The 24,063-nt window shown below is 62.8% G+C and carries 22 protein-coding genes and 1 tRNA gene; 12 read left to right on the forward strand and 11 right to left on the reverse strand.

The genetic code is table 11. The features are described from left to right. Positions 1-3: 3 nt before the first annotated feature. The 6 genes from AC1L6K_RS05120 to AC1L6K_RS05145 all read right to left on the reverse strand — a co-directional run bounded on the left by AC1L6K_RS05120 (position 4) and on the right by AC1L6K_RS05145 (position 8,608). Positions 4-1,653, reverse strand: coding sequence for a hypothetical protein (locus tag AC1L6K_RS05120; RefSeq protein WP_480951646.1), 1,650 nt, complete (start codon positions 1,651-1,653; stop codon positions 4-6). A gap of 362 nt (positions 1,654-2,015) precedes the next feature. Next, positions 2,016-3,032 (reverse strand): isopenicillin N synthase family dioxygenase, encoded by a 1,017-nt coding sequence (locus tag AC1L6K_RS05125; protein WP_480951647.1) that lies wholly within the window; start codon positions 3,030-3,032, stop codon positions 2,016-2,018. Between the two features lie 177 nt (positions 3,033-3,209). Continuing rightward, the gene (locus tag AC1L6K_RS05130; RefSeq protein ID WP_480951648.1) at positions 3,210-4,175 is read right to left on the reverse strand and encodes an NUDIX hydrolase; all 966 of its coding nucleotides are present in this window, start codon (positions 4,173-4,175) and stop codon (positions 3,210-3,212) included. Next, positions 4,175-6,418 (reverse strand): RNA degradosome polyphosphate kinase, encoded by a 2,244-nt coding sequence (locus AC1L6K_RS05135; protein WP_480951649.1) that lies wholly within the window; start codon positions 6,416-6,418, stop codon positions 4,175-4,177. The genes AC1L6K_RS05130 and AC1L6K_RS05135 overlap by 1 nt, the downstream gene beginning before the upstream one ends. 80 nt (positions 6,419-6,498) lie before the next feature. After that, positions 6,499-7,485, reverse strand: a complete 987-nt coding sequence (gene mshD, locus AC1L6K_RS05140; protein WP_480951650.1) for a mycothiol synthase — start codon at positions 7,483-7,485, stop codon at positions 6,499-6,501. Positions 7,486-7,909: 424 nt separating this feature from the next. Further along, on the reverse strand, positions 7,910-8,608 hold the full coding sequence (locus AC1L6K_RS05145) for a winged helix-turn-helix transcriptional regulator (RefSeq protein ID WP_480951651.1): 699 nt from the start codon (positions 8,606-8,608) through the stop codon (positions 7,910-7,912). A gap of 143 nt (positions 8,609-8,751) precedes the next feature. Here AC1L6K_RS05145 and AC1L6K_RS05150 point away from each other — a divergent pair, with 143 nt between their 5' ends. From AC1L6K_RS05150 to AC1L6K_RS05170, 5 genes are all read left to right on the forward strand, one after another. Beyond that, positions 8,752-9,486: a permease gene (locus tag AC1L6K_RS05150; protein WP_480951652.1), complete on the forward strand. Its 735-nt coding sequence runs from the start codon at positions 8,752-8,754 to the stop codon at positions 9,484-9,486. A 208-nt stretch (positions 9,487-9,694) separates the two neighbouring features. Continuing rightward, entirely contained in the window at positions 9,695-10,297 is a 603-nt protein-coding gene (locus AC1L6K_RS05155) for a nitrobindin family protein (protein WP_480951653.1), read from the forward strand. A gap of 113 nt (positions 10,298-10,410) precedes the next feature. Further along, positions 10,411-11,508: a CAF17-like 4Fe-4S cluster assembly/insertion protein YgfZ gene (gene ygfZ, locus AC1L6K_RS05160; RefSeq protein WP_480951654.1), complete on the forward strand. Its 1,098-nt coding sequence runs from the start codon at positions 10,411-10,413 to the stop codon at positions 11,506-11,508. Positions 11,509-11,669: 161 nt separating this feature from the next. Then, positions 11,670-12,272 carry a PadR family transcriptional regulator gene (locus AC1L6K_RS05165; protein ID WP_480951655.1) on the forward strand — a complete coding sequence of 201 codons (603 nt, stop codon included), beginning with the start codon at positions 11,670-11,672 and terminating at the stop codon, positions 12,270-12,272. A gap of 29 nt (positions 12,273-12,301) precedes the next feature. Beyond that, positions 12,302-13,807 carry a DHA2 family efflux MFS transporter permease subunit gene (locus tag AC1L6K_RS05170; protein WP_480951656.1) on the forward strand — a complete coding sequence of 502 codons (1,506 nt, stop codon included), beginning with the start codon at positions 12,302-12,304 and terminating at the stop codon, positions 13,805-13,807. On the opposite strand, the gene AC1L6K_RS05175 is transcribed toward AC1L6K_RS05170, so the two are convergent. From AC1L6K_RS05175 to AC1L6K_RS05190, 4 genes are all read right to left on the reverse strand, one after another. Beyond that, positions 13,746-14,477 carry a GNAT family N-acetyltransferase gene (locus AC1L6K_RS05175; protein WP_480951657.1) on the reverse strand — a complete coding sequence of 244 codons (732 nt, stop codon included), beginning with the start codon at positions 14,475-14,477 and terminating at the stop codon, positions 13,746-13,748. The two genes, AC1L6K_RS05170 and AC1L6K_RS05175, sit on opposite strands and share 62 nt — an antisense overlap. Positions 14,478-14,589: 112 nt before the next feature. Then, positions 14,590-15,615: a 6-phosphofructokinase gene (locus tag AC1L6K_RS05180; protein ID WP_480951658.1), complete on the reverse strand. Its 1,026-nt coding sequence runs from the start codon at positions 15,613-15,615 to the stop codon at positions 14,590-14,592. Between the two features lie 127 nt (positions 15,616-15,742). Next, positions 15,743-16,084 (reverse strand): hypothetical protein, encoded by a 342-nt coding sequence (locus tag AC1L6K_RS05185; protein ID WP_480951659.1) that lies wholly within the window; start codon positions 16,082-16,084, stop codon positions 15,743-15,745. After that, entirely contained in the window at positions 16,084-17,448 is a 1,365-nt protein-coding gene (locus AC1L6K_RS05190; protein ID WP_480951660.1) for a PspC domain-containing protein, read from the reverse strand. Before AC1L6K_RS05190 ends, AC1L6K_RS05185 begins: the two co-directional genes overlap by 1 nt. A gap of 114 nt (positions 17,449-17,562) precedes the next feature. On the opposite strand from AC1L6K_RS05190, the gene AC1L6K_RS05195 reads away from it, so the two are divergent. Both AC1L6K_RS05195 and AC1L6K_RS05200 read left to right on the forward strand, forming a co-directional pair. Further along, positions 17,563-18,858: an ATP-binding protein gene (locus AC1L6K_RS05195; RefSeq protein ID WP_480951661.1), complete on the forward strand. Its 1,296-nt coding sequence runs from the start codon at positions 17,563-17,565 to the stop codon at positions 18,856-18,858. Then, positions 18,855-19,511 carry a LuxR C-terminal-related transcriptional regulator gene (locus AC1L6K_RS05200; RefSeq protein ID WP_480951662.1) on the forward strand — a complete coding sequence of 219 codons (657 nt, stop codon included), beginning with the start codon at positions 18,855-18,857 and terminating at the stop codon, positions 19,509-19,511. Before AC1L6K_RS05195 ends, AC1L6K_RS05200 begins: the two co-directional genes overlap by 4 nt. 126 nt (positions 19,512-19,637) lie before the next feature. Here the strand turns inward: AC1L6K_RS05200 and AC1L6K_RS05205 are convergent, their stop codons facing one another. Beyond that, positions 19,638-20,873, reverse strand: coding sequence for a pyridoxal phosphate-dependent aminotransferase (locus AC1L6K_RS05205; protein WP_480951663.1), 1,236 nt, complete (start codon positions 20,871-20,873; stop codon positions 19,638-19,640). A gap of 279 nt (positions 20,874-21,152) precedes the next feature. On the opposite strand from AC1L6K_RS05205, the gene AC1L6K_RS05210 reads away from it, so the two are divergent. The 5 genes from AC1L6K_RS05210 (at position 21,153) to rplA (ending at position 23,950) form a co-directional block, all read left to right on the forward strand. Further along, positions 21,153-21,225, forward strand: a tRNA-Trp gene (locus AC1L6K_RS05210). 117 nt (positions 21,226-21,342) lie between these two features. Further along, entirely contained in the window at positions 21,343-21,636 is a 294-nt protein-coding gene (gene secE / locus AC1L6K_RS05215) for a preprotein translocase subunit SecE (RefSeq protein ID WP_480952699.1), read from the forward strand. Positions 21,637-21,723: 87 nt separating this feature from the next. Next, on the forward strand, positions 21,724-22,530 hold the full coding sequence (nusG, locus tag AC1L6K_RS05220; protein ID WP_480951664.1) for a transcription termination/antitermination protein NusG: 807 nt from the start codon (positions 21,724-21,726) through the stop codon (positions 22,528-22,530). Positions 22,531-22,659: 129 nt separating this feature from the next. Further along, complete coding sequence (gene rplK, locus AC1L6K_RS05225) at positions 22,660-23,091, forward strand: 50S ribosomal protein L11 (RefSeq protein WP_480951665.1); 432 nt, start codon at positions 22,660-22,662, stop codon at positions 23,089-23,091. A 151-nt stretch (positions 23,092-23,242) separates the two neighbouring features. Then, the gene (rplA, locus tag AC1L6K_RS05230; protein WP_480951666.1) at positions 23,243-23,950 is read left to right on the forward strand and encodes a 50S ribosomal protein L1; all 708 of its coding nucleotides are present in this window, start codon (positions 23,243-23,245) and stop codon (positions 23,948-23,950) included. Positions 23,951-24,063: the final 113 nt, after the last annotated feature.

Raw genomic sequence — 24,063 nt, forward strand, 5'->3', positions numbered from 1 at the left:
GCGCTACTTGCTCAGGCTCGTGTGGTTTTTTGTTGCCGGCATGAAGTCGGCAGGGGTGAAGGCGCGCATGGGGTAGAAGACAACAAGTACGGCAATGACATTGCACAGGAGGCCGAAAATGCCTGATTCAAATCGAGGAACGAGCGCATTGGGATCTGGGGCCACGGGAACCATGATCAAGAGGATCCCCAGAATGGCGAACCAGCTGCCGGTGACGGTGCGGGCAATTCGGAACAACGAGCGGCGGCGCAGGGTCCTGTCCAGGGCTGCAGGGGCATTGCCCAGTCGCGGCCGGGTCAGGACAAACCACATGACTGCCAGGCCAAGGGCCAGAACGGCCAGCGCAGCAACGCCGGGCACGAAATACATGGCAGCCGGAGCGTCCAGCCCATCCCATGAATTCGGGGTGCCGGATGTGGCAACCCTGTGGGCATTGATGAGTGCCAGCACGAGTCCAACTGTTGCGACCGCAAAGGCAAGGTACATCGGCCGCGGCAGCAAGACACCCAAGCTGCCGCGGGGTGTGCCCGGGGTTGCATAGTTGCGTCGAAGGAGGAATTCCATGGCCAGGTGGGCCAGCAGGACGAAGACTGCTGCCGCAGCCACAATTCCCGTCAGGCCAAACCAGCCATGCATCGCAAAGCCCGCGGCGGCACCGGCGACGGCGGCCGGAAAGATTGCTGCGCTGGCAGAATTGGTGAGCTTGGCGGCCGCGGGTCCGTCATCCGAGGCAAGCGCTGTGGAAGGTCCCGGGACATGCAAAGTGTTGTATCCGGCGTCGTCCGAGGGGGCGTCAAGGAAGGGCGGCTTCCAGAACAGCATGGCGATGAGGACCGCCACGTTGACGATGGCCAGCCAGTTCACCCATGAAGTGGCGGGGGAATCCGGGGCCGGTTGGGTGAGGTAGTTGCCGGCTATGGCGGCCAGCCCCGAGGCGACAGTGGCCGAGACACGCAGCAGCCGGTTCATGCCGATGGTCCGCAGGGTGGTGTTTTGCTCGGGGCTCAGCGCCTCGAGAGACCTGCGTGAGGCAATGAGCCGCATGACCAGAATGGTTCCGGCGGCCAGGACGACCAGCGAAGCGCCCAGTGCTGTGGCAAGCATCCAGCCGGGAATTCGTCCATCGAGGGGGAGCGGGAAAAGTCCTTCCGAGGTTCGTCCGGAGTTGCGGCTGGGAAAGGCAGGGGCAAACGAGAGCCACATGAGGGCGCCCCCGGCGAGCAGGAAGATGCCGAGAGCTGTCCATCCCAGGGCTGGTTGCACGTAATCGCGGACCCTGCGAAACTCCAGGACGGCCACGCGCTTGGCAGATTTTGGTGCCGGCCAGGAAAGTTGGCCGACCAAATGAACCAGAATGACGGCCACGACCGGGACGATGAGCCAAAAGAAGGGAATCGTGGACCAAGGGTCAACCGGGTGAAGAATGGTCGAATCGAAGGAGTCAGTCGATTGACGGGGCGAATAAAGCCCGGCCCGGCTGGCGCCGGTCAGGCTGCTGAAGGCCCACGCGATGATGCCGGTCCACAGGGCGTGCTTGCGGATATGCTCCAACGACTTTGATGCAGCCTTGCTCCATACAAACATCCGCAGGGCCAGATAGACCACCACGGCAGCGCCGACCCCGATCGTCCCCACGAGGACGAGCAGTTCCATCCAGTTGATTCCAAGCATCGCTTCCCCCGTAACTCCGAACTCTTTGTACCGAGCGTACGGTACAAAGAGTTCAGGGGAAAGAGTTCGCCGCTTATGTCGTGCCCGAGGCGGCCCGAGCGCGCAATTGTGGTCACGGGCAGACGCGTTCCCAGCCACCATAGCTGCGAACAGGCTGGAACCAGTGCATCTGCGCATCGAAACAGCAGCAGATGTGAAATTGGTGGCCGGTTTAATTCGAAACTGCAGCAGATGCGATAAAACAGCGGCCGAAACAGCATCAGCTGCAGTTTCGATCGGGGCAAGTGCATCAGCTGCTGTTTCGAACCGGCTAAGTCACCACAACTTCGAGTTGGCCGAAAATACTACTTCTCGAGCAGGTCCGGGTGCTGGACTGCGGCAACATTGGGGTGCGCGCGCAGCCGGTATCGCAGGGCGTTGTCGCCATACGTTTCCAAAATGGGGCTGTTGCCCGGGTCGGCCGACACTCCGCGTGCCTTGGCCTGGAACTCCGGGCTGACGGCGAGCTGGGGCATGGTGGCGTCAAGGGCCGGGTTGTAGAAGAACGGCAGGGAGATCCTGTCGGTGCCGCGAAGCGGGGAGATGACGCGGTGCAGGGTCGCCTTGAGGTACCCGTTGGTGGCCAGCTCGAGCATCTCGCCAATGTTGACCACAAAGGTTCCGGGCACCTGGGGTGCGTCGATCCACGTCCCCTGGTATTCCACCTGAAGGCCGCCCTTCTCAGGCTCGACGAGCAGGAGTGTCAGCACGCCGCCGTCGCGGTGTGAACCCACGCCCTGTACGGGGTCGGGGTTGGATTCGCCGGGGTAACGCACAATCTTCAAGAGGGGGAAGGCTCGTTCGGCAAAAGCAGCGTCAAAGGTGTCCTCGGGTGCGCCAAGCGACACGGCAAGGGCCCGCAGAAGGTCAAGGGAAATGGCGCTGAGCCGCTCGGTCCACTCGGATACGACCTCGCGCATCTCGGGCAATCCTCCCGGCCACAGGTTGGGGCCCTCGAGGCGCCAGTAGCTGGGAACACCGTCGCCGGGCTCCACCACGTCACGTTCCACGCCGATGTCGATCTGCTCGCGCCAGTCGGTGGCGCCATCGGTAATTTCCCCGCCCATGCGGGTGTAGCCCCGAAATTGGGGGCTGTGAACGTTTTCAACCGCAAGCTTCAGATCCTCGGGGAGGTCAAAAAAGCGGCGGGAGATGTCGAGCATGGCATCAGTGAGCTCCTGCGGCACGCCGTGGCCCGCCAGATAAAGGAAGCCCACTTCATGCATTGCATTGCGCAGTTCGTCCCGGAATGCGGCGGCCTCTTCCGGGCCCGCGCTCAGTCGGGAGAAGTCCAAGACGGGGAGTGATTCGAGTGAAGACATCGTATATATCCTTTGCGGCGACATTGGCAAGCGAAATCCTGTATTCGCTTCAATGTTACGTACCGGAGTTCGGTAAAGGGGAACAACGTGTCGAAATGCTACGTTCGGCTTGGATTTTAAGGGTGGCTTCCCCGCCGCCACAGGGAAGCCCCAACCGCCACAGGGAGGCGTGGCAGGTCAGTCCTCGTACGGTTTGTGCTGCTCCAGGGCCACGATCCGCCCTGGTTCGGCGATGGAAACATGGGCAACCAGGACTTCGCCGGGAGACAAATACGGATCAAGCAACGGCAGGGCAGCACTGAGCGCAGGGGACATGTGGGTGGCCAATGTTGCCAAAATGGTTGGTAGCACCGGGCGGTGGGTGCACACTGCCGTGGAATTTGTCTTGGTCAACAATTTTTCAATGGCAGCTCCGGCCTTGTTCGGATGGCGTTTGTGGTCAGCCTCTGTCAGACAGGGAACCACCTTGACCTTGGCCTTTGTCGCCTGGGCGTAGGGCGACATTGTCGCGATGCACCGCATCCAGCCACTGGTGTATATCCGGGAAGGGTGCCAGGACATCAGCAGTCGCTGCAGGTACAGGGCTTGGCGTTTTCCAGTCGCGGCCAACGGGCGTTCGCCTTCGGCCCGTGTCCATGACGCACGGGGCTTGGCCTTTGCGTGCCGGATGATCAGCAACGGCCAGGTGTCAAGAGTCCCGTTTTCATGGGCTGCAACCAAGGCTTCAAGGGGTTCCAGGTCCGACGGGTTGGACAGCAGGCCGCGGGCTTTGTTGGGGCTGCACCAAATGACGGAGTCGACCTCTTTCCCGTCGGGGACGGGCGGCATGTCATCCGTGGCGGAAGCCCAGTAGTGGACTTCCTTCAGGCCGGGTTTCACCGCGTATTGAATGGCGGGCAGCGGAATTCCCAAAGTGATGGGCAGGCCCACCTCTTCGTACACTTCACGCACAGCGCATTCGGCCAGTGTCTCGCCCTTGTCGAGTTTGCCCTTGGGCCAGGACCAGTCGTCGTAGCGCTGGCGGTGGATCAAAAGCAGCTCGAGCTTCTTTTTCTTCACCCGCCAGCACAGGGCGCCTGCAGCGTAAATGGAGACGCCTGTGCCTTCGTCGACGGTTTCATCGAGATTTTCAGTTGTGCGCATTACCGGTGCAGTGTTGATCGCGGACGTGAACGGCTCGCGAGCAGCCAAGACTGGACATCGAGCAGGGGCGTTCCTTCGTCGTCGAGATGATGGCGTTTCCATTCGCCGTCGTAGTCCAGATGCCAGCTGGCAGTGCCTGGATCCAGGTAGCGGTCAAGCAGCGAGTTGACCTCGGCGATGTCTTCCTTGTTGGAAAGCTGCACAAGTGCCTCAACCCGGCGGTCAAGGTTCCTGTGCATCATGTCCGCAGAACCAATGTAAACAATGGGGTCTCCGCCGTTGGCAAAGGTGAACACCCGTGAGTGCTCAAGGAAGCGGCCAAGGACCGAACGGACGGTGATGTTTTCGCTGAGTCCGGGAACGCCCGGGCGCAGGGAACAAATGCCGCGCACAATGACGCCAACCTCCACGCCGGCCTGCGAGGCACGGTAGAGCGAATCGATAATGGCTTCGTCGACCATCGAGTTGACCTTGATGCGCACACGCGCGGGCAGCCCGGCCTTCTTGTTGGCAATTTCGGCGTCGATGCGTTCAATCAGGCCCGAACGGACGGAGCGCGGGGCCACCAGCAAGCGGTCAAAGGATGATTTGGGCGCATATCCGGACAACTGGTTGAACAGCTTGGACAGGTCCTCGCCCACCTGGTTGTCGGCAGTCAGCAACCCCAGGTCTTCGTAGTATCTTGCGGTGCGGGGGTGGTAGTTGCCGGTGCCGATATGGCAGTAGCGGCGCAGCCCGTCCTGCTCCTGGCGGACGACAAGGGACAGCTTGCAGTGGGTTTTCAACCCCACAATTCCGTACACCACGTGCACGCCGGCCTGCTCCAGCTTCCGGGCCCAGGAAATGTTGGCCTGCTCGTCAAAACGGGCCTTGATCTCCACCAGGGCCAAAACCTGTTTGCCGGCCTCGGCAGCATCCACCAGGGCGTCCACGATGGGGGAGTCGCCGGAAGTCCTGTACAGGGTCTGCTTGATGGCCCGGACCTTGGGGTCGGCCGCAGCCTGTTCCAGGAATGCCTGCACCGAAGTGGAGAAGGCGTCGTAGGGATGGTGCAGCAGGATGTCGCGACGGCGCATGGCGGCAAACACGTTGGCCGCCTTGGAAGTCTCCGAGGCGTTGAGGTCGCGGGAGGTGTGGGCCACATGCTTGGGGTAGCGCAGGTCCGGACGGTCGATGCTGCCGATGATTGACAGGCCGCGCAGGTCCAGGGGAGCCGGCAGCGAGTAAACCTCAGATTCCTCAACGTCAAGTTCGCGCACTAGGAGGGCCAGGACGCTCGGGTTGATGTCGGTGGCGACCTCGAGGCGGACCGGCGGCCCAAATTTGCGGCGCAGCAGTTCCTTCTCGAGGGCTTGCAGAAGGTTCTCGGCGTCGTCCTCTTCAACTTCAAGGTCCTCATTGCGGGTGACCCGGAACGAGTGGTGTTCGACAATGTCCATGCCGGGGAACAACTGGTCAAGGTGCTGGGCGATGACCTCTTCAAGTGAGATGAAGCGGGCCACGCGTCCGGGCACCATGCCGGCCCGCGGACCGTCAACGGACACCAGCCGGGGCAGCAGGTCCGGGACCTTCAGGCGGGCAAAGAGTTCCTTGTCGCTGACCGGGTTGCGCACCACAACAGCCAGGTTCAGGGACAGCCCGGAAATGTAGGGGAATGGATGGGCCGGGTCCACGGCCAACGGGGTGAGGATGGGGAAAATTTTCTCGGCGAACATCGCAGACAACTGGACCTTGGCCTTGTCGTCCAGCTCATCCCAATGCACCAGGTGGATGTGTTCGTACGCCAGTGCCGGACGGATCTGGCTGGCAAAAACGTGGGAGTGCCGGACCTGCAACTCGTGGGCGGCGTCGCTGATCTGCTCCAAAACTTCCACTGGGCTGAGGCCGGCGGGCGACGGCACGGCAAGGCCGGCCGCAATGCGGCGCTTCAATCCGGCCACGCGCACCATGAAGAACTCGTCCAGATTGGAGGCGAAGATCGACAGGAAGTTCACACGCTCCAACAGGTGCAGGTCCGGGTCTTCAGCCAGTTCCAGAACCCGGGCGTTGAATGCCAGCCAGCTCAGTTCGCGGTCCAGGAACCTGTCGGGGGTGATGTCGCCCTCGGGAATGAGCGTTGGCTCAAACTCGGGGATTTCAATCCGGTCCTGGGTGGCCCGTGAAGCCGGGACTTCCCCTGCAACGAAGCGTTCCCGGCCGTTGGCGGCCGCAGTGTTCACTGTTCGCTTGTATTCGCGCTTCATCAAAAATCCTCATGGTCGGTATTGCCTTGAAACAACCTTACAAGCCGCAACTGCAGCCGCCTGCAAAAGCAGAGTGCAGGCTATGCCGACATGGGGCCGTACATGACGTCTGAATCCCATTTGGTGAAACCAAGCTTGCGGTACAACGAAACCGCCGCCTCATTGTCCGCATCAACGTAAAGCATAACGGCACGCAGGCCGGCATTTTGCAGGTGGTCCATGCCCTGGCGCGTCAGGGTTTTGCCCAGGCCAAGTCCCTGCGCAGCCGGAGTCACCCCGACAACATAAACCTCACCCATGGCGGCCTGGCCCGCGCGGGCAGGATGGGTCTTGGTCCAGTGGAAGCCCAGGATCTCGCCGGCATCATTGACGGCGAGGAAAAATCCTGCCGGGTCGAACCAAGGCTCCGCCATGCGGGCCTGCAGGTCGGCCAGTGTCAGCGAACCCTGTTCAGGGTGGTGGGCGAAGGCTGCGGCGTTGGCCGCCAGCCATGCCTCCTCGTCCTGGTGGGGGACAAATGTCCGCAGCCTCACGCCGTCGGGCGTTGGATAGTCAGCTGCTGCCGGCTCCGGCAGGTCATCGGACGACGGCGCCTGCCGGACAAGGCGCATGCGCCACAGTTCGCGGATGGCACGGTAGCCGTAGCTGGCGGCGAGGTCGGCTGCAGCCTCATGATCGCCGTGGGACCAGGCCTTGATGCCCTGCAGCCCGCGGACTTCAACGAGCTTGTCGGCCAGGATCGCACCAACCCCGTCGTTGCGGTAGGCCGGGTGCACCACGATTTCCAGGACACCTTCACTGCCGTCGAGGACGACAACTGCCACGCCTGCCAGATCTTCGCCGACAGTGGGTGAGGCGTCCTCGGGGGCGTAGGTCAACAGTGTCAGGACACTGTGCGGGCCTGCCACGGTGGATTTTAGCTCCACCAGCGTTTGCTCGGAGAAGGGCGGATTGCCGTCGGCGTCCTCGGCCGCATCAATGACGGTCTGGATCTGTTGGAGAAGCTCAGGTCCGGGGGCGCCGGGGATGACCGTCACGGGCCAGCTGTCAGTCTTTGCGGGGCTCATAACCACAGCCTAGTGGGCCTGCGCAGGCTAAGGCGAGACTCTGCGGCCGCGAACGTGTCGCAACCGCCCGAAGTTGCGCGTTGCCGTGCCGACTTGTCCCTTGTTGGCAGGCTTGTTGGCAGGCCTCCCGGCCCGGATTCAGGGAATCCGGGCCGGGCTTGCGCGCAGCCGGGCTTGTGGCATAGAGTATGTGAGCAGCAGCCCGGGAGACCGGGTCGCTGGAAATCGCCGGAGTCGTTTGATTCCTGTGGTTTCACTGGGGGGATGCACCAGTGGGGTGTCCTCGATACGTTCGACCCGTATGTCCTCCACCAACAAGGAAGGCCCGTTTCCATCATGGAAACGGGCCTTCCTTTTCGTCGTGGGTTTGGGCTCAACCCCCAAGAGGTCCTGGGCGTTGAAGCACCACAGCGGGTGTGGTGGATCAGGCCTCAGCCATGGCGTCGTCGGACAGCTTGGAAATCGTGAGCCGGTAGCCGACATTGCGCACAGTGCTGATCAGGTTTTCATTCTCGGAGCCCAGCTTGGCCCGCAGGCGGCGAATATGAACATCCACTGTCCGGGTGCCGCCGTAGTAGTCGTAGCCCCACACCTCGTTGAGCAATTGCGCCCGGGTAAAGACCCGCCCCGGATGCTGGGCCAGATACTTGAGGAGCTCAAATTCCTTGTAGGTCAGGTTCAGCACCGCGCCGTGGACCCTGGCCGTGTAGCTGTCCTCGTCGATGACAATGCCGGCCGCCTGAATCTCCTGGTGTGTGTCTTCCTCGGCGCTGGCCGCCCGGGTTAACGCCAAGCGGATCCGTGCTTCCACCTCCGCGGGGCCGGCGGAATCCACGACGACGTCGTCTGCCGCCCAGGAAGCCGTCACCGCGGCCATGCCTCCTTCGGTCAAAACCAGCAGCAAGGGAACGCTGATTCCGGTGGCCCGCAGCAACTGGGTCAGCGAGCGGGATCCGGCCAGATCCTTCCGGGCATCCACCATGATGAGGTCGGAGGGCTTGGCCTCGAGCAGTGCCGTGGCAACTGCGGGGAGAATGTGGACGTTGTGGCTTAAAAGTTCCAGCGCAGGCAGAATCTCCACGGAACTGCCGTGGTTGTTGGTCAGCATTAAAATCTGCGACATGACTTCCTAACAAAGTGCCTAATAGCGCGCACCTTTGGGCAACGAACCAACTGCTGGGCCGGAGTCGGCCGGGCCCGGAAACAAAACGCTCCGCCCACAGGGTTGCTCCACAGTGTACCGGCAGAATAGGGCAGGATTGATGTGTGAAGTCATTTATAGCCGGACTTATTGGAATTATCGCGCTTGCACTTCTGGTCGCCGGGCATTTTCTGGGCTTGGGCTACACCGTCGGCGTGGGCATCGTCCTGTCCGCAGCCTTTGGCTATGGCTGGCCGCACTATTTGGGCATTCCGGCCAAGAAGACCCTCGGCACCGTCATTGCCTTGACCGGCGCGGGGGCGGCCCTCACAGCCGGTCAGACCGCGGGAGGCGATGTCCTGGCCTGGGCCCCACTCTTCATCGCGGTGGGATTTGGCGCCGTCATGGCCGTGCAGATCTTCCGTGGGACAGGGCAAAAGCACCGGCTTGAATCCATCCTCGGTGCCGGTGCCGGTGTGGCCGTCGCAGGGTTTACTTGTGGCTGGGTGGCCTCGTATCGGTTCCTGGGCGAGCCGGGCATGACGCTCATCGTGGCGATCAGCGCTGCTGTGGCTCTGCTGGTCGGCATGCTTTCCTGGCCCGACCGGGTTCTGGCACCGCTGTCGATCGTTCTGGCCGCCTTGGCCGGGCCCCTTGCCGCGCTGCTATTTTCAGATGTCCGCATTGTTCCGGCCGCAATTTTGGGAGTCCTGGTGGGCGCCGTCATCTCGGGGTTCCGCCGGCTTCGGACCCTCGCAGGGCCCTCGACATCAGCCGTCGGCATGGCCGCGGCAGCCCTGGCACCCATCCTGTCGCTGGGGTCACTGGTCTACCTCGTGGAAAAAATGCTCCTGCACTGAATGGTCCCGCACAGGATCATCCGGCGCTGAAGGCCGGCCCCGGCCCGGCCAGTCAAGACCCGCGCGAAGAACATTGTAGGATGGCACTATGAGCGTACTTGCCTTGGAAATCTTCTTCATTTGCCTATTGGCGTTGGCCGGCGTGGCCATGGCCTGGTTTGCCGGACTGGTGGTGTGGCGTCTCTTCAAGGGTCAGCAGTAACCTGCCATGGCCATTGAGATTCCCACTGACCTGACCCCGGAGCTGGTGCCGCTGTCATGGCTGCTTGGAACCTGGAAGGGTGCCGGCCGGCTTGGTGCGGGCGAATCCGATTCCGAATACTTCACCCAGACAGTCACCTTCGCCTCGAACGGGCTGCCCTATCTGCAGTACACGGCCGAGTCGTGGCTGACGGATGAAGAGGGCACCGTTTTGCGTCCGCTGTCCGTTGAGACGGGCTTCTGGCAGCTTGATCGCGCCCTGAATGATGCCGACGGCGGACCGGGGCTGATCCCCGCGGACATGGTCCCTGCACTGCGCACAGCCGACGATGTCGAAGCCCTGCGCAATGCCGACGACGGCTTTGACATCATGGCCAACATCGTCCACCCCGGCGGCATCTCCGAACTGTACTACGGCACCATCAAGGGCCCGCAGATCCAGCTGTCCACCGACGCTGTCATGCGCGGTGCCGGGGCCAAGGACTACACCGCGGCAACCCGCATCTTCGGCCTGGTCAACGGTGACCTGTACTGGCGCTGGGACGTTGCAGCCCAGGGCAAGGCCCTAGACGCCCACGCCTCAGCCGCATTGCACAAGGTCGCTTCCTAACTTTCCTGTCCGACGTCGGACCCGGCCCACCTGCCGCTGGTGGCGTGCCGGCTCCGCCGCCCTCCGGGGATTGATGCTGGAATAGGCCACCAAGAGAAGGCGTTGCACCCAATATGAGCTATTTGAGTCCTTTGCTGAACCGAGCCGGCGCCGTGCAAGCTGGCGGCCTTGATGCTGGCGTTGCGTCCCACTACGGGGACCCCAATCGTGAACAGCGCCTGTTGGCGGGCTACTTGGGGAAGCCGGGAACCGCCGTCGTCGACCTTTCCCACCGCGGTGTCGTCACTGTGACGGGTCCCGACAGGTTGAGCTGGCTTAATACGCTCTCATCCCAGGAACTGACCAAGCTTGCACCCAACGTCGGCACCGAGCTGTTGCTGCTCACCGTCCAGGGCCGCATTGAATTTGATGCGCGGGTTGTCGATGACGGGGAATCCACCTGGCTGATAGTGGAGACGGCGGAGGCCGGACCATTGGCGCAGTGGCTTAATTCCATGAAGTTCATGTTGCGGGTGGAAATTGCTGATGTCTCGGCGGAATGGGCTGTTGTTGGTTCCGTGACCGAGGTTCCGGAATGGGACAAGTTCCTGGCATGGGTCGACCCCTGGCCGCACGTTGGTGCCGGAGGCTACAGCTATGCCGCGATACCTGAAGACAAGCACCCCGGACTTGAACGCCCGTGGCGTGAATACCTGATACCCGCCGCAGAGCTGGTGGCGGTTGTCGGCGACCGCCCGCTGGCAGGGGTTTGGGCCGCTGAAGCGCTGCGTTTGGCCGCTTGGCGCCCCCGCCGCGGTGCTGAAACCGATGAGAAGACGATTCCGCACGAACTGGACCTGATGCGTACGGCGGTGCACCTGTCCAAGGGCTGCTACAAGGGTCAGGAGACTGTCGCCCGCGTCCACAATTTGGGGCGCCCGCCACGCCGCTTGGTGTTCCTTCAGCTCGATGGTTCCCTGCACACACTCCCCGCTGCCGGCAGCAGCGTGATACTGGAAGACCGTGTGGTTGGAACTGTCACATCTGCTGCCCAGCACTTTGAAATGGGCCCCATTGCGTTGGCCCTCGTCAAGCGCTCGGTCGACCCGGAAGCAGTGCTGACTGTCGACGACGACGGCGAGCAGTACCCTGCCAGCCAGGAAACCATTGTTGCCACCGACGCCGGCCAAGTGGTGGGCAGGCAGACAGGCTTCCTCCGCACACCCAGGTGAGCGGACGCAGCAGACCGCGGCTCGCGGAGCTGGTTTGCGGCTGGCTCCGGTAGTAAAATGGGGCCACATTGTTCCATGTGGAATACTTCCTATGGAACAGATCATGGACGGGGCAACGGCCACGGCCCGTGATGGCGGCACAGGCACGGAAAGGGCGGTCGATGGCGGCAGGGAAACAGCTCTCCCCACTGGCCATGGCGGCCCTGGGCCTGTTGGCTGAACGGGCAATGCACCCCTATGAGATGTACCAGCTTCTGGTGCGCCGCCATGAGGACCGCGTGCTCAAGGTCAGGCCCGGGACGCTCTACCACGCGGTTGGCCGGCTGGCCGCGGCTGACCTTGTTGCAGCCGTTGGAACTGCCCGGGACGGCAATCGGCCGGAACGGACCACGTATGCAATTCTTCCCGCGGGCCGGGCCAGGCTGGCGGACGGACTGCGCACGCTTCTGTCCCAGCCGGTCAAGGAATACCCGCGATTCCCGCAGGCACTCTCCGAAGCCCACAACCTGCCGGCAGGGAACGTCGTTGAGCTCCTGGCACAACGCGCCGAGTCAATCGAGCGGGAATTGGCTGCGCTGGAAGCCGAAAGTGCAGCGGCCCGTGCACGCGGGGTGCCACGACAGTACTGGGTCGACGTGGGCTACCAGCAACACCAACTGCAGGCCGAACTTCAGTGGGTGCAAAAGCTGTGCGCAGACATAGGCGACGGCACGCTGCCCTGGACGCCGGCGGCCCAGGAAACGACAGCATCGAACAGGCAATGAAATACAGTTCTAAACACTAAGGAACACCCATGGAAACTGTGACAAAACCGTGGCCCGCGTTATGGGCACTAGTCCTGGGCTTCTTCATGATCCTCGTCGATTCAACCATCGTTTCGGTGGCCAATCCCAAGATCATGGAAGGGCTCAACACCGACATCAACTCGGTGATCTGGGTGACCAGCGCCTACCTCTTGGCCTATGCCGTGCCCCTGTTGGTCACCGGTCGTCTGGGTGACAAGTACGGTCCGAAGAACCTCTACCTTGTAGGCCTGACAGTCTTCACCCTGGCTTCGCTGTGGTGCGGGTTCTCGGGCGACATTGGCACGCTCATCCTCGCCCGCGTGGCCCAGGGTCTCGGCGCCGCCATGATGACTCCGCAAACGATGGCCGTCATCACCCGGATCTTCGCCCCCGACAAGCGTGGCCCGGCCATGGGCCTCTGGGGTGCCACTGCCGGTGTTGCGATGCTGGTTGGCCCCATTCTCGGCGGTGTTTTGGTGGACGGCCTGGGTTGGGAATGGATCTTCTTTGTCAACGTCCCGGTTGGCGTGGTGGCCTTTGTGATGGCATGGCGCCTCGTGCCCACGCTGAAGACGCACGACCACAAGTTTGACCTGGTGGGCGTTGCCCTCAGTTCCGCGGGCTTGTTCCTGTTGGTCTTTGGCATCCAGGAAGGCGACACCTACGACTGGGGCACCATTACGGGCCCGCTGACCGTCTGGGGAATGATCATCGCCGGAATCGTCCTGCTCATCGGTTTTGTGTGGTGGCAGGCAGTCCACAAGGGCGAACCGCTGGTGCCGCTGCACTTGTTCAAGGTGCGCAACTTCTCCCTCGCCAACGTGGCCATCACCGCCACGGGCTTCAGCGTCACGGCCATGAGCCTGCCGCTGTTCTTCTACTATCAGCTGGTGCGGGGCATGACGCCCACCCAGTCGGCGCTCATGATGGTCCCCATGGCACTGTTCTCCGGCATCCTTGCCCCATTCGTGGGCAAGCTGGTCGACATTGTGAACCCGCGCTATGTCGCTTTCACTGGCTTCATCCTCATGTCTGTCGCCCTGGGCTGGACGGCACTGCTGATGACCCCGGACACCCCCATTTGGCTGTTCCTGCTGCCAAGCGGCCTGCTGGGCATTGCCAGTTCGGGCATTTGGGCCCCGCTGTCGACGACGGCGACCCGCAACCTTGCCCCGAGCGAGGCTGGCGCCGGGGCCGGGGTCTACAACACGACACGACAGATCGGTTCGGTTTTGGGAAGCGCCGCGATTGCTGCCCTGATTGCGGCCAGGCTGGCCGTTGAAATGCCGGCGGGTGCGGCCCGCGGTGCCGCTGGCGCCTCGGGGCCACTGCCGGAGGTCCTGCACGCCGGCTTCTCGACGGCGATGTCCCAGTCAACCCTGCTGCCGGCGGCCGCCGTGCTGCTGGGTGCTGCCGTGTCGATCTTCTTTGCCAAACCCCGCGCGGTCTCGGCTATCTATGCGGATTTTGCTGAGCCTGAAGGGAAACCTGCGTCTGCAACCCGGCCACGTTGAGGCCCATTGAGGTGGCCAGTGCATGGGCGCCGGCGTTGTTGATGTCGGCCCGCCACTGGACAATGAGCCCTGCCGCCAGGGCTTCGTGGGCCGCAATGCTGGTGGCAAGGCTGCCCACGCCCTTGCGCCGGAACTCGGGAGCCACCAGGGTGCCAAGCTGCGCCAGGAGTCCCTGGTACTCGCCGTAGGCACTGCACGCGACCGGTCCGGCGTCTGGCGCCCCTGTCTCCATGACAGTGAATTTGTGCTCCCTTGAGGCCAGGGCCACATCGTTTGCGTCATCCGGGGGACACAGGGATTCCAGGGCAGCGGCCTGTTCCGGGCCGGTGGAGACGTGGACGGTGTCCTCGGGCTGGTGCAGGGCCAGGTCATCGGCGTAGTACAGGGCCTGCGTGCCCAGGCCCCGTCCGCCGTCGTGCCTTGTCAGGCGCAGCATGGTCGAATGATCGCTGAGTTCGTCGTCGTCATAGGCGTCCGCGGCAGCCAGCAGGTGCTTCGGCCCCGTGAGGATCGACTGGTCCCACAACCGGATGAAGGTCAGCGTCTGTGCCTGGACAGGGTGGATGATCCGGTCATGCCCCGTCCCGGCCAGGAGCGAATCTGCGGGCAGTCCCAAGCCACGCTCCCAGGCAAGGAACACGATGGGTGCGGAGGAAATCTCGAAAGTCATGGCTTCAACGTTAGCGCCCCGGAGCACTTGAGTGCTCCGGGGCGTACTTGTTGTTTCAGTCGTGGCTCCGGGCTGCCCCGTCCGAGTACCGGAACGACAGGGGTTCGGGAGGTCAGCCGAACAAGATGGCGGCTTCGTCGTAGCGGTGCTGGGGCACAGTCTTCAGGTTGCCCAGGGCGGCTTCAAAGGGGACGTGCTCAATCTCGGTGCCCTTGAGTGAAACCATCGTGCCCCAACGCTCTTCCACGATGGAATCGACGGCGGCCATGCCCAGGCGGGTGGCAAGCACACGGTCGAAACTTGAAGGGACGCCGCCGCGCTGGATGTGGCCAAGGATGGTGGCGCGGGTTTCAATGCCTGTACGGGCCTCGATCTCCGGCGCGAGCTGCTCGCTGATGCCGCCCATGCGGGGACGGCCAAAGGTGTCCAGGCCGCGCTCCGAGTGGGCCGAATCCTGATGGTCCGGCACGAAGCCTTCGGCCACAACCACCAATGGGGCGCGGCCGCGGTCGTGGGCTTCCTTTACCCATTCAACGATCTGGTCCATGCTGGTTTTTTGTTCCGGGATCAGGACGGCGTGGGCGCCGGTGGCCATGCCGGCATGCAGGGCAATCCAGCCAACGTGGCGGCCCATGACCTCGGCAATCATGCAACGGTGGTGGGATTCGCCCGTCGTGCGCAGGCGGTCGATGGCTTCGGTGGCGATCTGCACCGCCGTGTCAAAGCCAAAGGTGTAGTCGGTGGCGTCGAGGTCGTTGTCAACAGTCTTGGGCACGCCAACAATTTTCAGGCCCGCATCCGTGAGCCTGCGTGCCGCGGCGAGCGTTCCCTCGCCACCAATGGCGATGAGTGCGTCTACGCCCAAGCGGTCCATGTGGGCCTTGATGACGTCCGGGCCGCCATTGCCCTCGAAGGGGTTGGTGCGGGAGGTGCCCAAAATGGTGCCGCCCTGCTTGGAGATGCCGCGCACCATTTGGCGGGGGAGGTCCATGACATCGCCCTCAACGACGCCGCGCCAGCCGTCTCGGAAGCCAACAAATTCATGGCCGTACGCCTTGATGCCCTTGAGCACGATGCCGCGGATTACCGCATTCAGGCCAGGGCAGTCTCCGCCGCTGGTGAGAATTCCAATCTTCATAAGTCTTTAGGTCCTTCGAGGGGTGGATTCAATGTGGTCTGAGCGCACCATTGAGCTCCTCTGTAGATCATTCTAGACGTACATGTGATCTCGGCAACCCCTCGTTCGACCCGTGGACGCGTCCCGGCTACCGCTGCGGCTTCCGCAGGAGCTTGACGGCGCCGCCGGCAACCATGGCCACACCGGCCCCCAACAGGAGCCACATGGCGGTAAGCCCGGCGTCCAGGTCCAGGCCGGTGCGGCTGGCAATGATGATCAGTGCGGCCAGGACAATTACGACGGCGCCCCAGACGATTGTGCCGACCCTCGCCGGGTGCCTGGCTGGCCGGGTTTGCTTCGCGCCGGCATCGTCGTTGGGGACGTTCAGGGATTCTGTGGGCTGGTCCATGGGGTGCTCCGTTGGGTTGATCGGGGTGGTGCCGGATTCGTGTGGGGATCCAAAGGGGAAGGCATTGTCGTCCGTGACCATCACTTCACTGTCACGATCTCGATGTTGCTGGCCGCGCCCTCCAGATCGATGACCATGCCAGGGCCGGTGGCGTCCGGGTTGAGTTCGGTCGTCAGGTCCCGGGTGAGTGTGTCGCCGTCGTTCTTGCCGTCGACGGAAAAGGAGACGGCGGCCAACTCACTGTTGATGGTGACGGGGACGCTGGCCGGAACCTTGACGGTGACGGTGGAGGCGACGGCCTTGAGCGGGAGCGACAGCTCGCTGTCAAGGGAGGAGATGCCGTCGAGCTTGGTCAGGTCAAAGGTGGCGTTGCCCAGCACGATGGTTCGGCCGGCCTCCGCCGCGCTGACGGTGGCGGGTGCCCAGGTGACGTTGTTGAAGGCGGTGAACGGCCCGGTCTGGGCCGGCAGGCTCAGCAGGGACGCGAACACCAGCGCGATGATGGAAAACGTTCCCAACCCGCTCGCGCTGCGACCCATGATCCCTGCGGCCACGATGCCAAGGCCGGCCGTGATGGCCGCGGCGGCTGCCGCGATTCCGGTTTGGTAGCCGTTGAGGTCAACGAGGTTGGTTGCATCCAACAGCAGAACCAGGGCGCCAATTACAGCTGCCAGGCCCAGCACGAGCAGGCTCGCCGCCGCGCCCAACCGGGGAGTGGTCTTGACCGGCTGGTGCTTGATGTACATCTGCGGATTGGGGACAAACTGCTGTTGGGGGGCGAAACTGAAGGCACCCGGCCCGGCATTGCCCGCCTGGGCCGGCACCTGCCACGATGTCTGGCTGAAGTCGTGGCCCTGCCCAGTTTTGGGCTGCCGATCCTTGGACTTGTTGTAGTTGACGCCCCAGTAGAGGAAGCCGGCGACGACGGCGATCCAGAAGAGCGGCCACGGGAACCAGCCGTCGTTCCGCCCGAAGATGAACCCCTGCCCGGGCCCCGCCAGGCCCAGAACCGTCAGCACGCCGGCACCCGTCATCCCGGTCGACCAGCTTCCGCGGGCAACTTCCTCAACGTGGATGCGCCCGTCAGGCTCGGGGAGCAGCGCCCAGGCCACACCGTAGGCCAGCAGGCCGACGCCGAAGAACAAGGTGAGGACCACGGCAAGCCCCCGCACAATGACAGGGTCAATGCCCCATTTGTTGGCCAGTCCGCTGCACACCCCGCCAATCCAGCGGCTGCTTCCACGCTGGACGCCCAGGCCGCGGAGCCACTGGAAGAATTTGGCGGAGTCGGCCGGGTGGTTTCCTGCCGGGCCATCGGCTGGACCGCCTTGGCCCGGGATCGGACCGGGGTTCGGTCCGGGAAGGGGATCGGGGCCGGGGGCGGCGGTTTCCGGACCGGGTGTGGGGGCTGCCGGCTGTTCTGGGGTGTCCTGGGGATTGTTCATACTTCAATGGTGGCTGTCGGCAGGGGGTGCTGACCATCGGTGGTGACCCTGAAAGAACCCTGAAGCAACCCCGGGAAACACTGCAGGCGGGCCGGGGCGTGCTTGGATTGAACCATGAGCGCAAAGATGTACCGTTCCCAAGAGCGCGTTGTCGCCGGGGTTTGCGGTGGACTGGCCGAACACCTCGGCATCAAGGTGGGGCATGTGCGCGCCATCATGATCGGCACCAGCTTCTTCTTTGGTGCGGGTCTGGTGTTTTACGCCTGGTTGTGGCTGCTGGTGCCCTTAGCGGGCGAGCAGGCTGACGCGGGAAGCAGGCTGCTCGACGCCGACGGGAACCCCCGGCTCAAACTCTTCCGCCCCACGCAGGCAGAGCCTGACGGCGGGGCACCGCCCGAGACCGGCGGCAACAGCTATGCCGGGCGCCGGAAGCCCTCACTTGCCTTCAAGGATGTGCTCATCGGTGGCGGTCTTGTCATCGCCGCCATCATCGTGTTTGGCCAGCAGATGGGCTGGAACCTGCAACTGGGAACCCTGATCCCGCTGCTCGTCATCGCCCTGGGGGCCGTCCTTGCCTGGATGCAGCTGGACAACACCCGCCGGGTGGGGCTGCTCACCGCGGCAAAAATGGACACCCCCATGGCCATGCTCCGTCTGGGCGGCGGCGTCGCCCTTGTCATCGCCGGAGTCATTGTCATTGTGGCCGGTTCCGGTTCCTGGCAGCTGCTGTGGTCATCGGTGGTTGCCTCCCTTGCCGTGCTTGCCGGTGTGGCCCTCGTCCTTGCCCCCTGGGCACTGAAATTTTGGCGGGAGTTCCAAGGCGAACGCGCCGGGCGCATCCGGGAAACCGAGAGGGCGGAGATTGCCGCGCACCTGCACGACTCCGTGCTGCAAACGCTGGCCCTGATTCAAAAGAACGCCGGCTCCGCCGTGGACGTGACCCGGTTGGCCCGGGCCCAGGAGCGTGAACTGCGGGAATGGATTTATCAGGACAATGCGCACAATTCCGGGGCCCTGGTGGAGCGGGTCAAGGCTGTGTGCGCGGAGGCGGAGGACCTGTACGGCCAGGTCGTGGAGGTTGTCGCAGTGGGCGACGCCGAACTGACAGAGCGCGGAAACGCACTGGTCCAGGCCGTGCGGGAGGCCGTGCTGAACGGCGTGCGCCACGGCGGAACCACGGTTTCCGTGTACGTTGAAGCCGGTGCCAAGGGCGTTGACGTATTCGTCAAGGACCGTGGACCGGGCTTTGACGTCAGCGCCGTGCCGGCGGACCGTCTGGGAGTCCGGGAGTCCGTCGTCGGGCGCATGCAGCGCAACGGCGGCACTGCTGAGATTATTAGTTCAGCTGAGGGCACCGAAGTGCGGCTGCACCTGCCCAGCGAAACACCAGCCACCGAGGAGGCCAAATGACATTGCCGGCAACGCCCATCAGGGTTGTGATTGTGGATGACCACGCAATTTTTCGTTCCGGACTCAAAGCCGACCTGGCCGGGGACATCGTGGTGTTGGCGGAGGCCGCGACGGTGGAGGACGCCATTGCGGCGGTCAACACGCAACAGCCCGACGTGGTCCTGCTCGACGTCCACCTGCCCGGCGGCCGCGGACAGGGCGGTCGGGAAGTCATCGCCGGCTGCACGGCTTTGCTGGCGACGACGAAGTTCCTGGCCTTGAGTGTTTCGGATTCTGCGGAGGACGTGGTCTCGGTGATCCGGGCCGGTGCCCGCGGCTATGTCACGAAGTCGATCTCGGGTGCGGAAATTTCGGATGCCGTCCGGCGGGTGGCCGGTGGTGACGCCGTGTTTTCGCCGCGGCTTGCGGGCTTTGTGCTGGATGCCTTTGGCACGGCAGAGGTTGCGGTTGAGGATGAGCTCGACAAGCTCTCGGCCCGCGAACTTGAGGTCATGCGCCTGATCGCCCGCGGCTACTCCTACAAGGAGGTGGCCAAGGCCCTGTTCATCTCCATCAAGACAGTGGAAACACACGTCTCTGCCGTGTTGCGCAAGCTGCAGCTGTCCTCGCGCCATGAACTGACACGCTGGGCCGCCGACCGCCGCCTGCTGTAAACCTGCGCGCCGGGGCCGAAGCTGCAGCGGGAGGTCCCGGAGCGAGGATGGATTTCGGAGGTCGCTCAGCGACCGAGGAAATCTTACTGCTCGCGAGGGACCTCCCGCGGAAGCTTCGGACAGAGGCTACGCCTTGGCGGAACCCAGGAAGTCCTGCAAACGGCCGACGCCCGTGGCAAGGTCGTCGTCGCCCAGGGCGTAGGACAGGCGCATGAAGCCGCTGGGGCCAAAAGCCTCGCCCGGCACAACTGCAACTTCAACCTTGTCCAGGATCAGGGCAGCCAACTCGGCCGACGTTGCCGGGCGGATGCCGCCAATGTCGCGGCCAAGCAGGCCGCGAACATCGGCGTAGGCGTAAAACGCCCCGTGGGGGGTGGGGCACTCCACACCGTCAATGGCGTTCAGCGCGGCAACCATGGCCTTGCGGCGCCGGTCAAAGGCAAGCTTCATCTCGTCCACGGCCGTCAGCGGCCCGGCCACGGCGGCGAGGGCTGCCATCTGGGACACATTGGCCACGTTGGAGGTTGCATGGGACTGCATGTTGGTGGCAGCCTTCGTGACATCCAGTGGTGCGATCATCCAGCCAACCCGCCAGCCGGTCATCGCATAAGTCTTGGCGACGCCGTTGAGAATGACGACGCGATCGCCCAGTTCAGGGGCGGCCGTGGCAATCGAGGTGAACGGAACGCCGTCGTAGGTCAGGTGCTCATAGATTTCATCGGTGATGACCCACAGTCCCTTGGACGCGGCCCACACACCAATCTCGCGGGTCTGCTCGGGGGAGTAGACGGCTCCCGTCGGGTTTGACGGGGACACGAAGAGCAGCACCTTGGTGCGGGGCGTCAGCGCAGCTTCAAGTTGCTCGACGCTGACCAGGTAGCCCTGCTCCGGTCCGGCAAAGACCTCGACGGGGACGCCGCCGGCCAGTCGGATGGCCTCCGGGTAGGTCGTCCAGAACGGGGTGGGGACGATGACTTCATCGCCCGGGTCAAGCAGGGTTGCAAAGGATTCGTACACGGCCTGCTTGCCGCCGTTGGTCACCAGCACCTGGGCGGGGTCCACGGCGTAACCGGAATCGCGCAGCGTCTTCGCGGCGATGGCGCTGCGCAGCTCCGGCAGTCCGGCGGCGGGGGAGTACCTGTGAAACTTGGGCTGGCGGGCGGCGGCAATGGCCGCCTCAACAATGTAATCGGGGGTGGGGAAATCGGGCTCACCGGCACCAAAACCAATGACAGGGCGTCCTGCAGCCTTCAAGGCCTTGGCTTTGGCGTCAACGGCGAGGGTGGCGGATTCGGCGATGGCGGCGATCCGGGCGGAAACGCGGCGCCCGGAGGCTTGGTTGGCTGTCGGTTCGGCAGGCATCAGGATTCTTTCTTCGGGGGAGGCTCAAAATGCAAACTTCTGCACCATCCACTTTAGGCGCATACGGTTTGGGGCGCATACTGTGTCCAGTTCGACGAACCGGCCCAAGGATGCGTAGAATGGGTAACCGGTGTTCAAGCACGATGATGGTCTACGCCTTGATGTCGGTCTCCAAGTCCGTTTGGAAAGACGGCCTTCAGACTGTAGGTTATTCATGGTTCATGGCATCGAACGGATTTTTCGCCGCAGCACACAGTGTGTTCTGCGGATGGATTCCAAAGGGTAGTGGCGCAATTGGTAGCGCAGCGGTCTCCAAAACCGCAGGTTGCAGGTTCGAGTCCTGTCTGCCCTGCGCATGGGCGCAATGGGTTTACTGCACGAATTCAAAGTGCAGGCAGCCCGGGGTGCCCGAGCGAATATTTTGCACAACGCACTGTCCGGGCCACCGGAGGTGCCGGCATCCCAACAAATGACGAGTGAGGCACTGGTGACCGAAACTGCGGCAAGCAGCTCCAAGGGCCCTGCCAAAAAAACGGCAAAGCCCGGCAAGCCCGGTTTTTTCAGCCGGATTGCCACCTTCCTTCGCCAAGTCATTGGCGAGTTGAAGAAGGTTGTCACCCCCACTCGCAAAGAGTTGATCAACATGACACTTGTTGTGTTGGTATTCGTGGTAATCGTGATGGGTATTGTTACCGTCCTGGATCTGGGATTCGGCAAGGCCGTGCTCTGGATCTTTGGTGGAAACATAAACGTCGAACAGTAATACGCTCAACGTGGCCGACCTCGCTGAAATCTTTGGCATGGGGTCGGTTTGAGCCATTTAAGAACGCACAAGGAAAGCAGGAAATTCGTGTCTGAGCTGGAGCCCAAGGCAACAAACAGTGAGCAGGACCAGGACACTGTGGTTGCTGATGCTGCCATCAGTGCCGACCTTGCTGCACCCGCGGATGACGTCGCAACTGACGAAGTCCCCGAGGTCACCGACGCCGTGGCCGGCGAAGAGGACGAGTCAGCGGAAGCCGCTGACGCCGCCGTCGAACCCGCCGAGCCCGAAGTTGACCCGGCAGAAGAATTCAAGGCCAAGCTGCGCCGCCAGGAGGGTGACTGGTACGTCATCCATTCCTACGCCGGCTATGAAAACCGGGTCAAGGTAAATCTTGAATCCCGCAGCCTGTCGCTGAACATGGAAGATTACATCTTCGAAATTCAGGTCCCCATGGAAGAAGTCGTGGAGATCAAGAACGCCCAGCGCAAGGTTGTCAGCCGCGTGCGCATTCCCGGCTACGTCCTGGTGCGCATGGAACTGACCGACGCTTCGTGGGGCGTTGTCCGCCACACTCCCGGTGTCACAGGCTTTGTTGGCAACGCCCACAACCCTGTCCCGTTGCGCCTGGACGAAGTCTTCTCGATGCTTGCCCCCATCTTCGAGGAGCAGCAGGCTGAAGAGACAGGCGTTCCGCTGCGTCACGATCCCGTCGACGCCGTCATCGACTTTGAGGTCGGCGAAGCCGTCATCGTCAAGGATGGCCCGTTTGAAGGCCTGTCGGCGTCGATCTCCGAGATCAAGCCCGAAGCTGCACAGCTCGTTGTGCTGGTTTCCATCTTCGAACGTGAAACACCCGTCACGCTCGCATTCAACCAGGTCACCAAGATCTAGTTGCCCACAAATTTCGTTGCACGCGAACTTGCTTAGTTCTGTGTGAAACGTTCGGCCGGACGCCATCCGGCCACCCACCTGGGACGCGCTCCGTCGTTCCAGGAAAGATATTGAGAGAAGGACCCTACATTGGCTCCCAAGAAGAAGGTCACCGGCCTTATCAAGCTGCAGATCCAGGCAGGCGCCGCTAACCCGGCACCGCCCATCGGTCCGGCACTTGGTCAGCACGGCGTCAACATCATGGAATTCTGCAAGGCGTACAACGCTGCAACGGAATCCCAGCGCGGCAACGTCGTTCCCGTTGAAATCACGGTTTACGAAGACCGTTCATTCACGTTCATCACGAAGACCCCGCCGGCTGCAGAGCTCATCAAAAAGGCTGCAGGCGTCGCCAAGGGTTCAGCTACCCCGCACACCGTCAAGGTTGCCCAGCTGACCAAGGCACAGGTCAACGAGATCGCCACCCAGAAGATGGTTGACCTCAACGCCACCAGCATTGAAGGCGCAGAGAAGATCATCGCCGGCACCGCCCGTTCCATGGGCATCACCGTCGAGGCATAAGTCTTCTTTTAGACTTTGCTTCACGCCCATTTGGGCATTCACAAACATTAAGAACGACGCCGGAGCACTCACCTTAGGGTGTTGGCTGGCGGACGTAGTGGCAGGGCCCGCGCGGTCCTAACGACCACAACTGCACAAGGAGAAACGCAGCATGGCAAAGCGCAGTAAAGCATATGAGGCAGCTCAGGCCAAGATCGATGCGGAGAACGTATACGCACCCTTCGACGCCATCAAGCTCGCCAAGGACACCAACCCGTCCAAGTTCGACGCGACCGTTGAGGTTGCCTTCCGCCTGGGTGTAGACCCTCGCAAGGCTGACCAGATGATCCGCGGAACGGTTAACCTGCCTCACGGTACCGGTAAGACTGCCCGCGTCCTGGTTTTCGCAACCGGTGACCGTGCCGAGGCAGCAATCGCAGCCGGCGCCGACTTCGTTGGCACCGACGACCTGATCGAAAAGATCCAGGGCGGCTGGACCGACTTCGATTCCGCCGTTGCCACACCTGACCTTATGGGCAAGGTTGGCCGCTTGGGTAAGGTATTGGGTCCTCGCAACCTCATGCCCAACCCGAAGACCGGCACCGTCACCAACGACGTTGCCAAGGCTGTTAATGACATCAAGGGTGGAAAGGTTGACTTCCGCGTCGACAAGCACTCCAACCTGCACTTCATTATCGGCAAGGTTTCCTTCGACGCCGTGAAGCTGGCCGAGAACTACGGCGCTGTTCTGGAAGAGGTGCTTCGTTTGAAGCCGTCCGCTTCCAAGGGCCGTTACCTGCAGAAGGCCACCGTCTCCACGACGTTCGGCCCGGGCATCCCGGTTGATTCCGCAGCAACCAAGGTTGTTATCGAGGACTAGTCCTGATGGATAGGCGGGGAGGGCCGTTGTAGCATATCGCTACAACGGCCCTCCCTTTTTTGTAAACTGTGGGGACAGGGCGCTGTCAGTGCCCGACGGCAGGAGGAACGCAG

The organism is Specibacter sp. BI4 (assembly GCF_056680095.1).

Bases quoted from the DNA above. Each gene is read 5' to 3' on its own strand.
- AC1L6K_RS05130 (WP_480951648.1), bottom strand. From the start codon at position 4,175: ATGCGCACAACTGAAAATCTCGATGAAACCGTCGACGAAGGCACAGGC.
- mshD (WP_480951650.1), bottom strand. From the start codon at position 7,485: ATGAGCCCCGCAAAGACTGACAGCTGGCCCGTGACGGTCATCCCCGGC.
- AC1L6K_RS05145 (WP_480951651.1), bottom strand. From the start codon at position 8,608: ATGTCGCAGATTTTAATGCTGACCAACAACCACGGCAGTTCCGTGGAG.
- AC1L6K_RS05135 (WP_480951649.1), bottom strand. From the start codon at position 6,418: ATGAAGCGCGAATACAAGCGAACAGTGAACACTGCGGCCGCCAACGGC.
- AC1L6K_RS05185 (WP_480951659.1), bottom strand. From the start codon at position 16,084: ATGGTCACGGACGACAATGCCTTCCCCTTTGGATCCCCACACGAATCC.
- AC1L6K_RS05205 (WP_480951663.1), bottom strand. From the start codon at position 20,873: ATGCCTGCCGAACCGACAGCCAACCAAGCCTCCGGGCGCCGCGTTTCC.
- AC1L6K_RS05195 (WP_480951661.1), top strand. From the start codon at position 17,563: ATGAGCGCAAAGATGTACCGTTCCCAAGAGCGCGTTGTCGCCGGGGTT.
- AC1L6K_RS05120 (WP_480951646.1), bottom strand. From the start codon at position 1,653: ATGGAACTGCTCGTCCTCGTGGGGACGATCGGGGTCGGCGCTGCCGTG.
- rplA (WP_480951666.1), top strand. From the start codon at position 23,243: ATGGCAAAGCGCAGTAAAGCATATGAGGCAGCTCAGGCCAAGATCGAT.
- ygfZ (WP_480951654.1), top strand. From the start codon at position 10,411: ATGAGCTATTTGAGTCCTTTGCTGAACCGAGCCGGCGCCGTGCAAGCT.
- AC1L6K_RS05155 (WP_480951653.1), top strand. From the start codon at position 9,695: ATGGCCATTGAGATTCCCACTGACCTGACCCCGGAGCTGGTGCCGCTG.
- AC1L6K_RS05125 (WP_480951647.1), bottom strand. From the start codon at position 3,032: ATGTCTTCACTCGAATCACTCCCCGTCTTGGACTTCTCCCGACTGAGC.
- secE (WP_480952699.1), top strand. From the start codon at position 21,343: ATGACGAGTGAGGCACTGGTGACCGAAACTGCGGCAAGCAGCTCCAAG.
- AC1L6K_RS05170 (WP_480951656.1), top strand. From the start codon at position 12,302: ATGGAAACTGTGACAAAACCGTGGCCCGCGTTATGGGCACTAGTCCTG.
- AC1L6K_RS05190 (WP_480951660.1), bottom strand. From the start codon at position 17,448: ATGAACAATCCCCAGGACACCCCAGAACAGCCGGCAGCCCCCACACCC.
- AC1L6K_RS05180 (WP_480951658.1), bottom strand. From the start codon at position 15,615: ATGAAGATTGGAATTCTCACCAGCGGCGGAGACTGCCCTGGCCTGAAT.
- AC1L6K_RS05175 (WP_480951657.1), bottom strand. From the start codon at position 14,477: ATGACTTTCGAGATTTCCTCCGCACCCATCGTGTTCCTTGCCTGGGAG.
- AC1L6K_RS05200 (WP_480951662.1), top strand. From the start codon at position 18,855: ATGACATTGCCGGCAACGCCCATCAGGGTTGTGATTGTGGATGACCAC.
- AC1L6K_RS05165 (WP_480951655.1), top strand. From the start codon at position 11,670: ATGGCGGCAGGGAAACAGCTCTCCCCACTGGCCATGGCGGCCCTGGGC.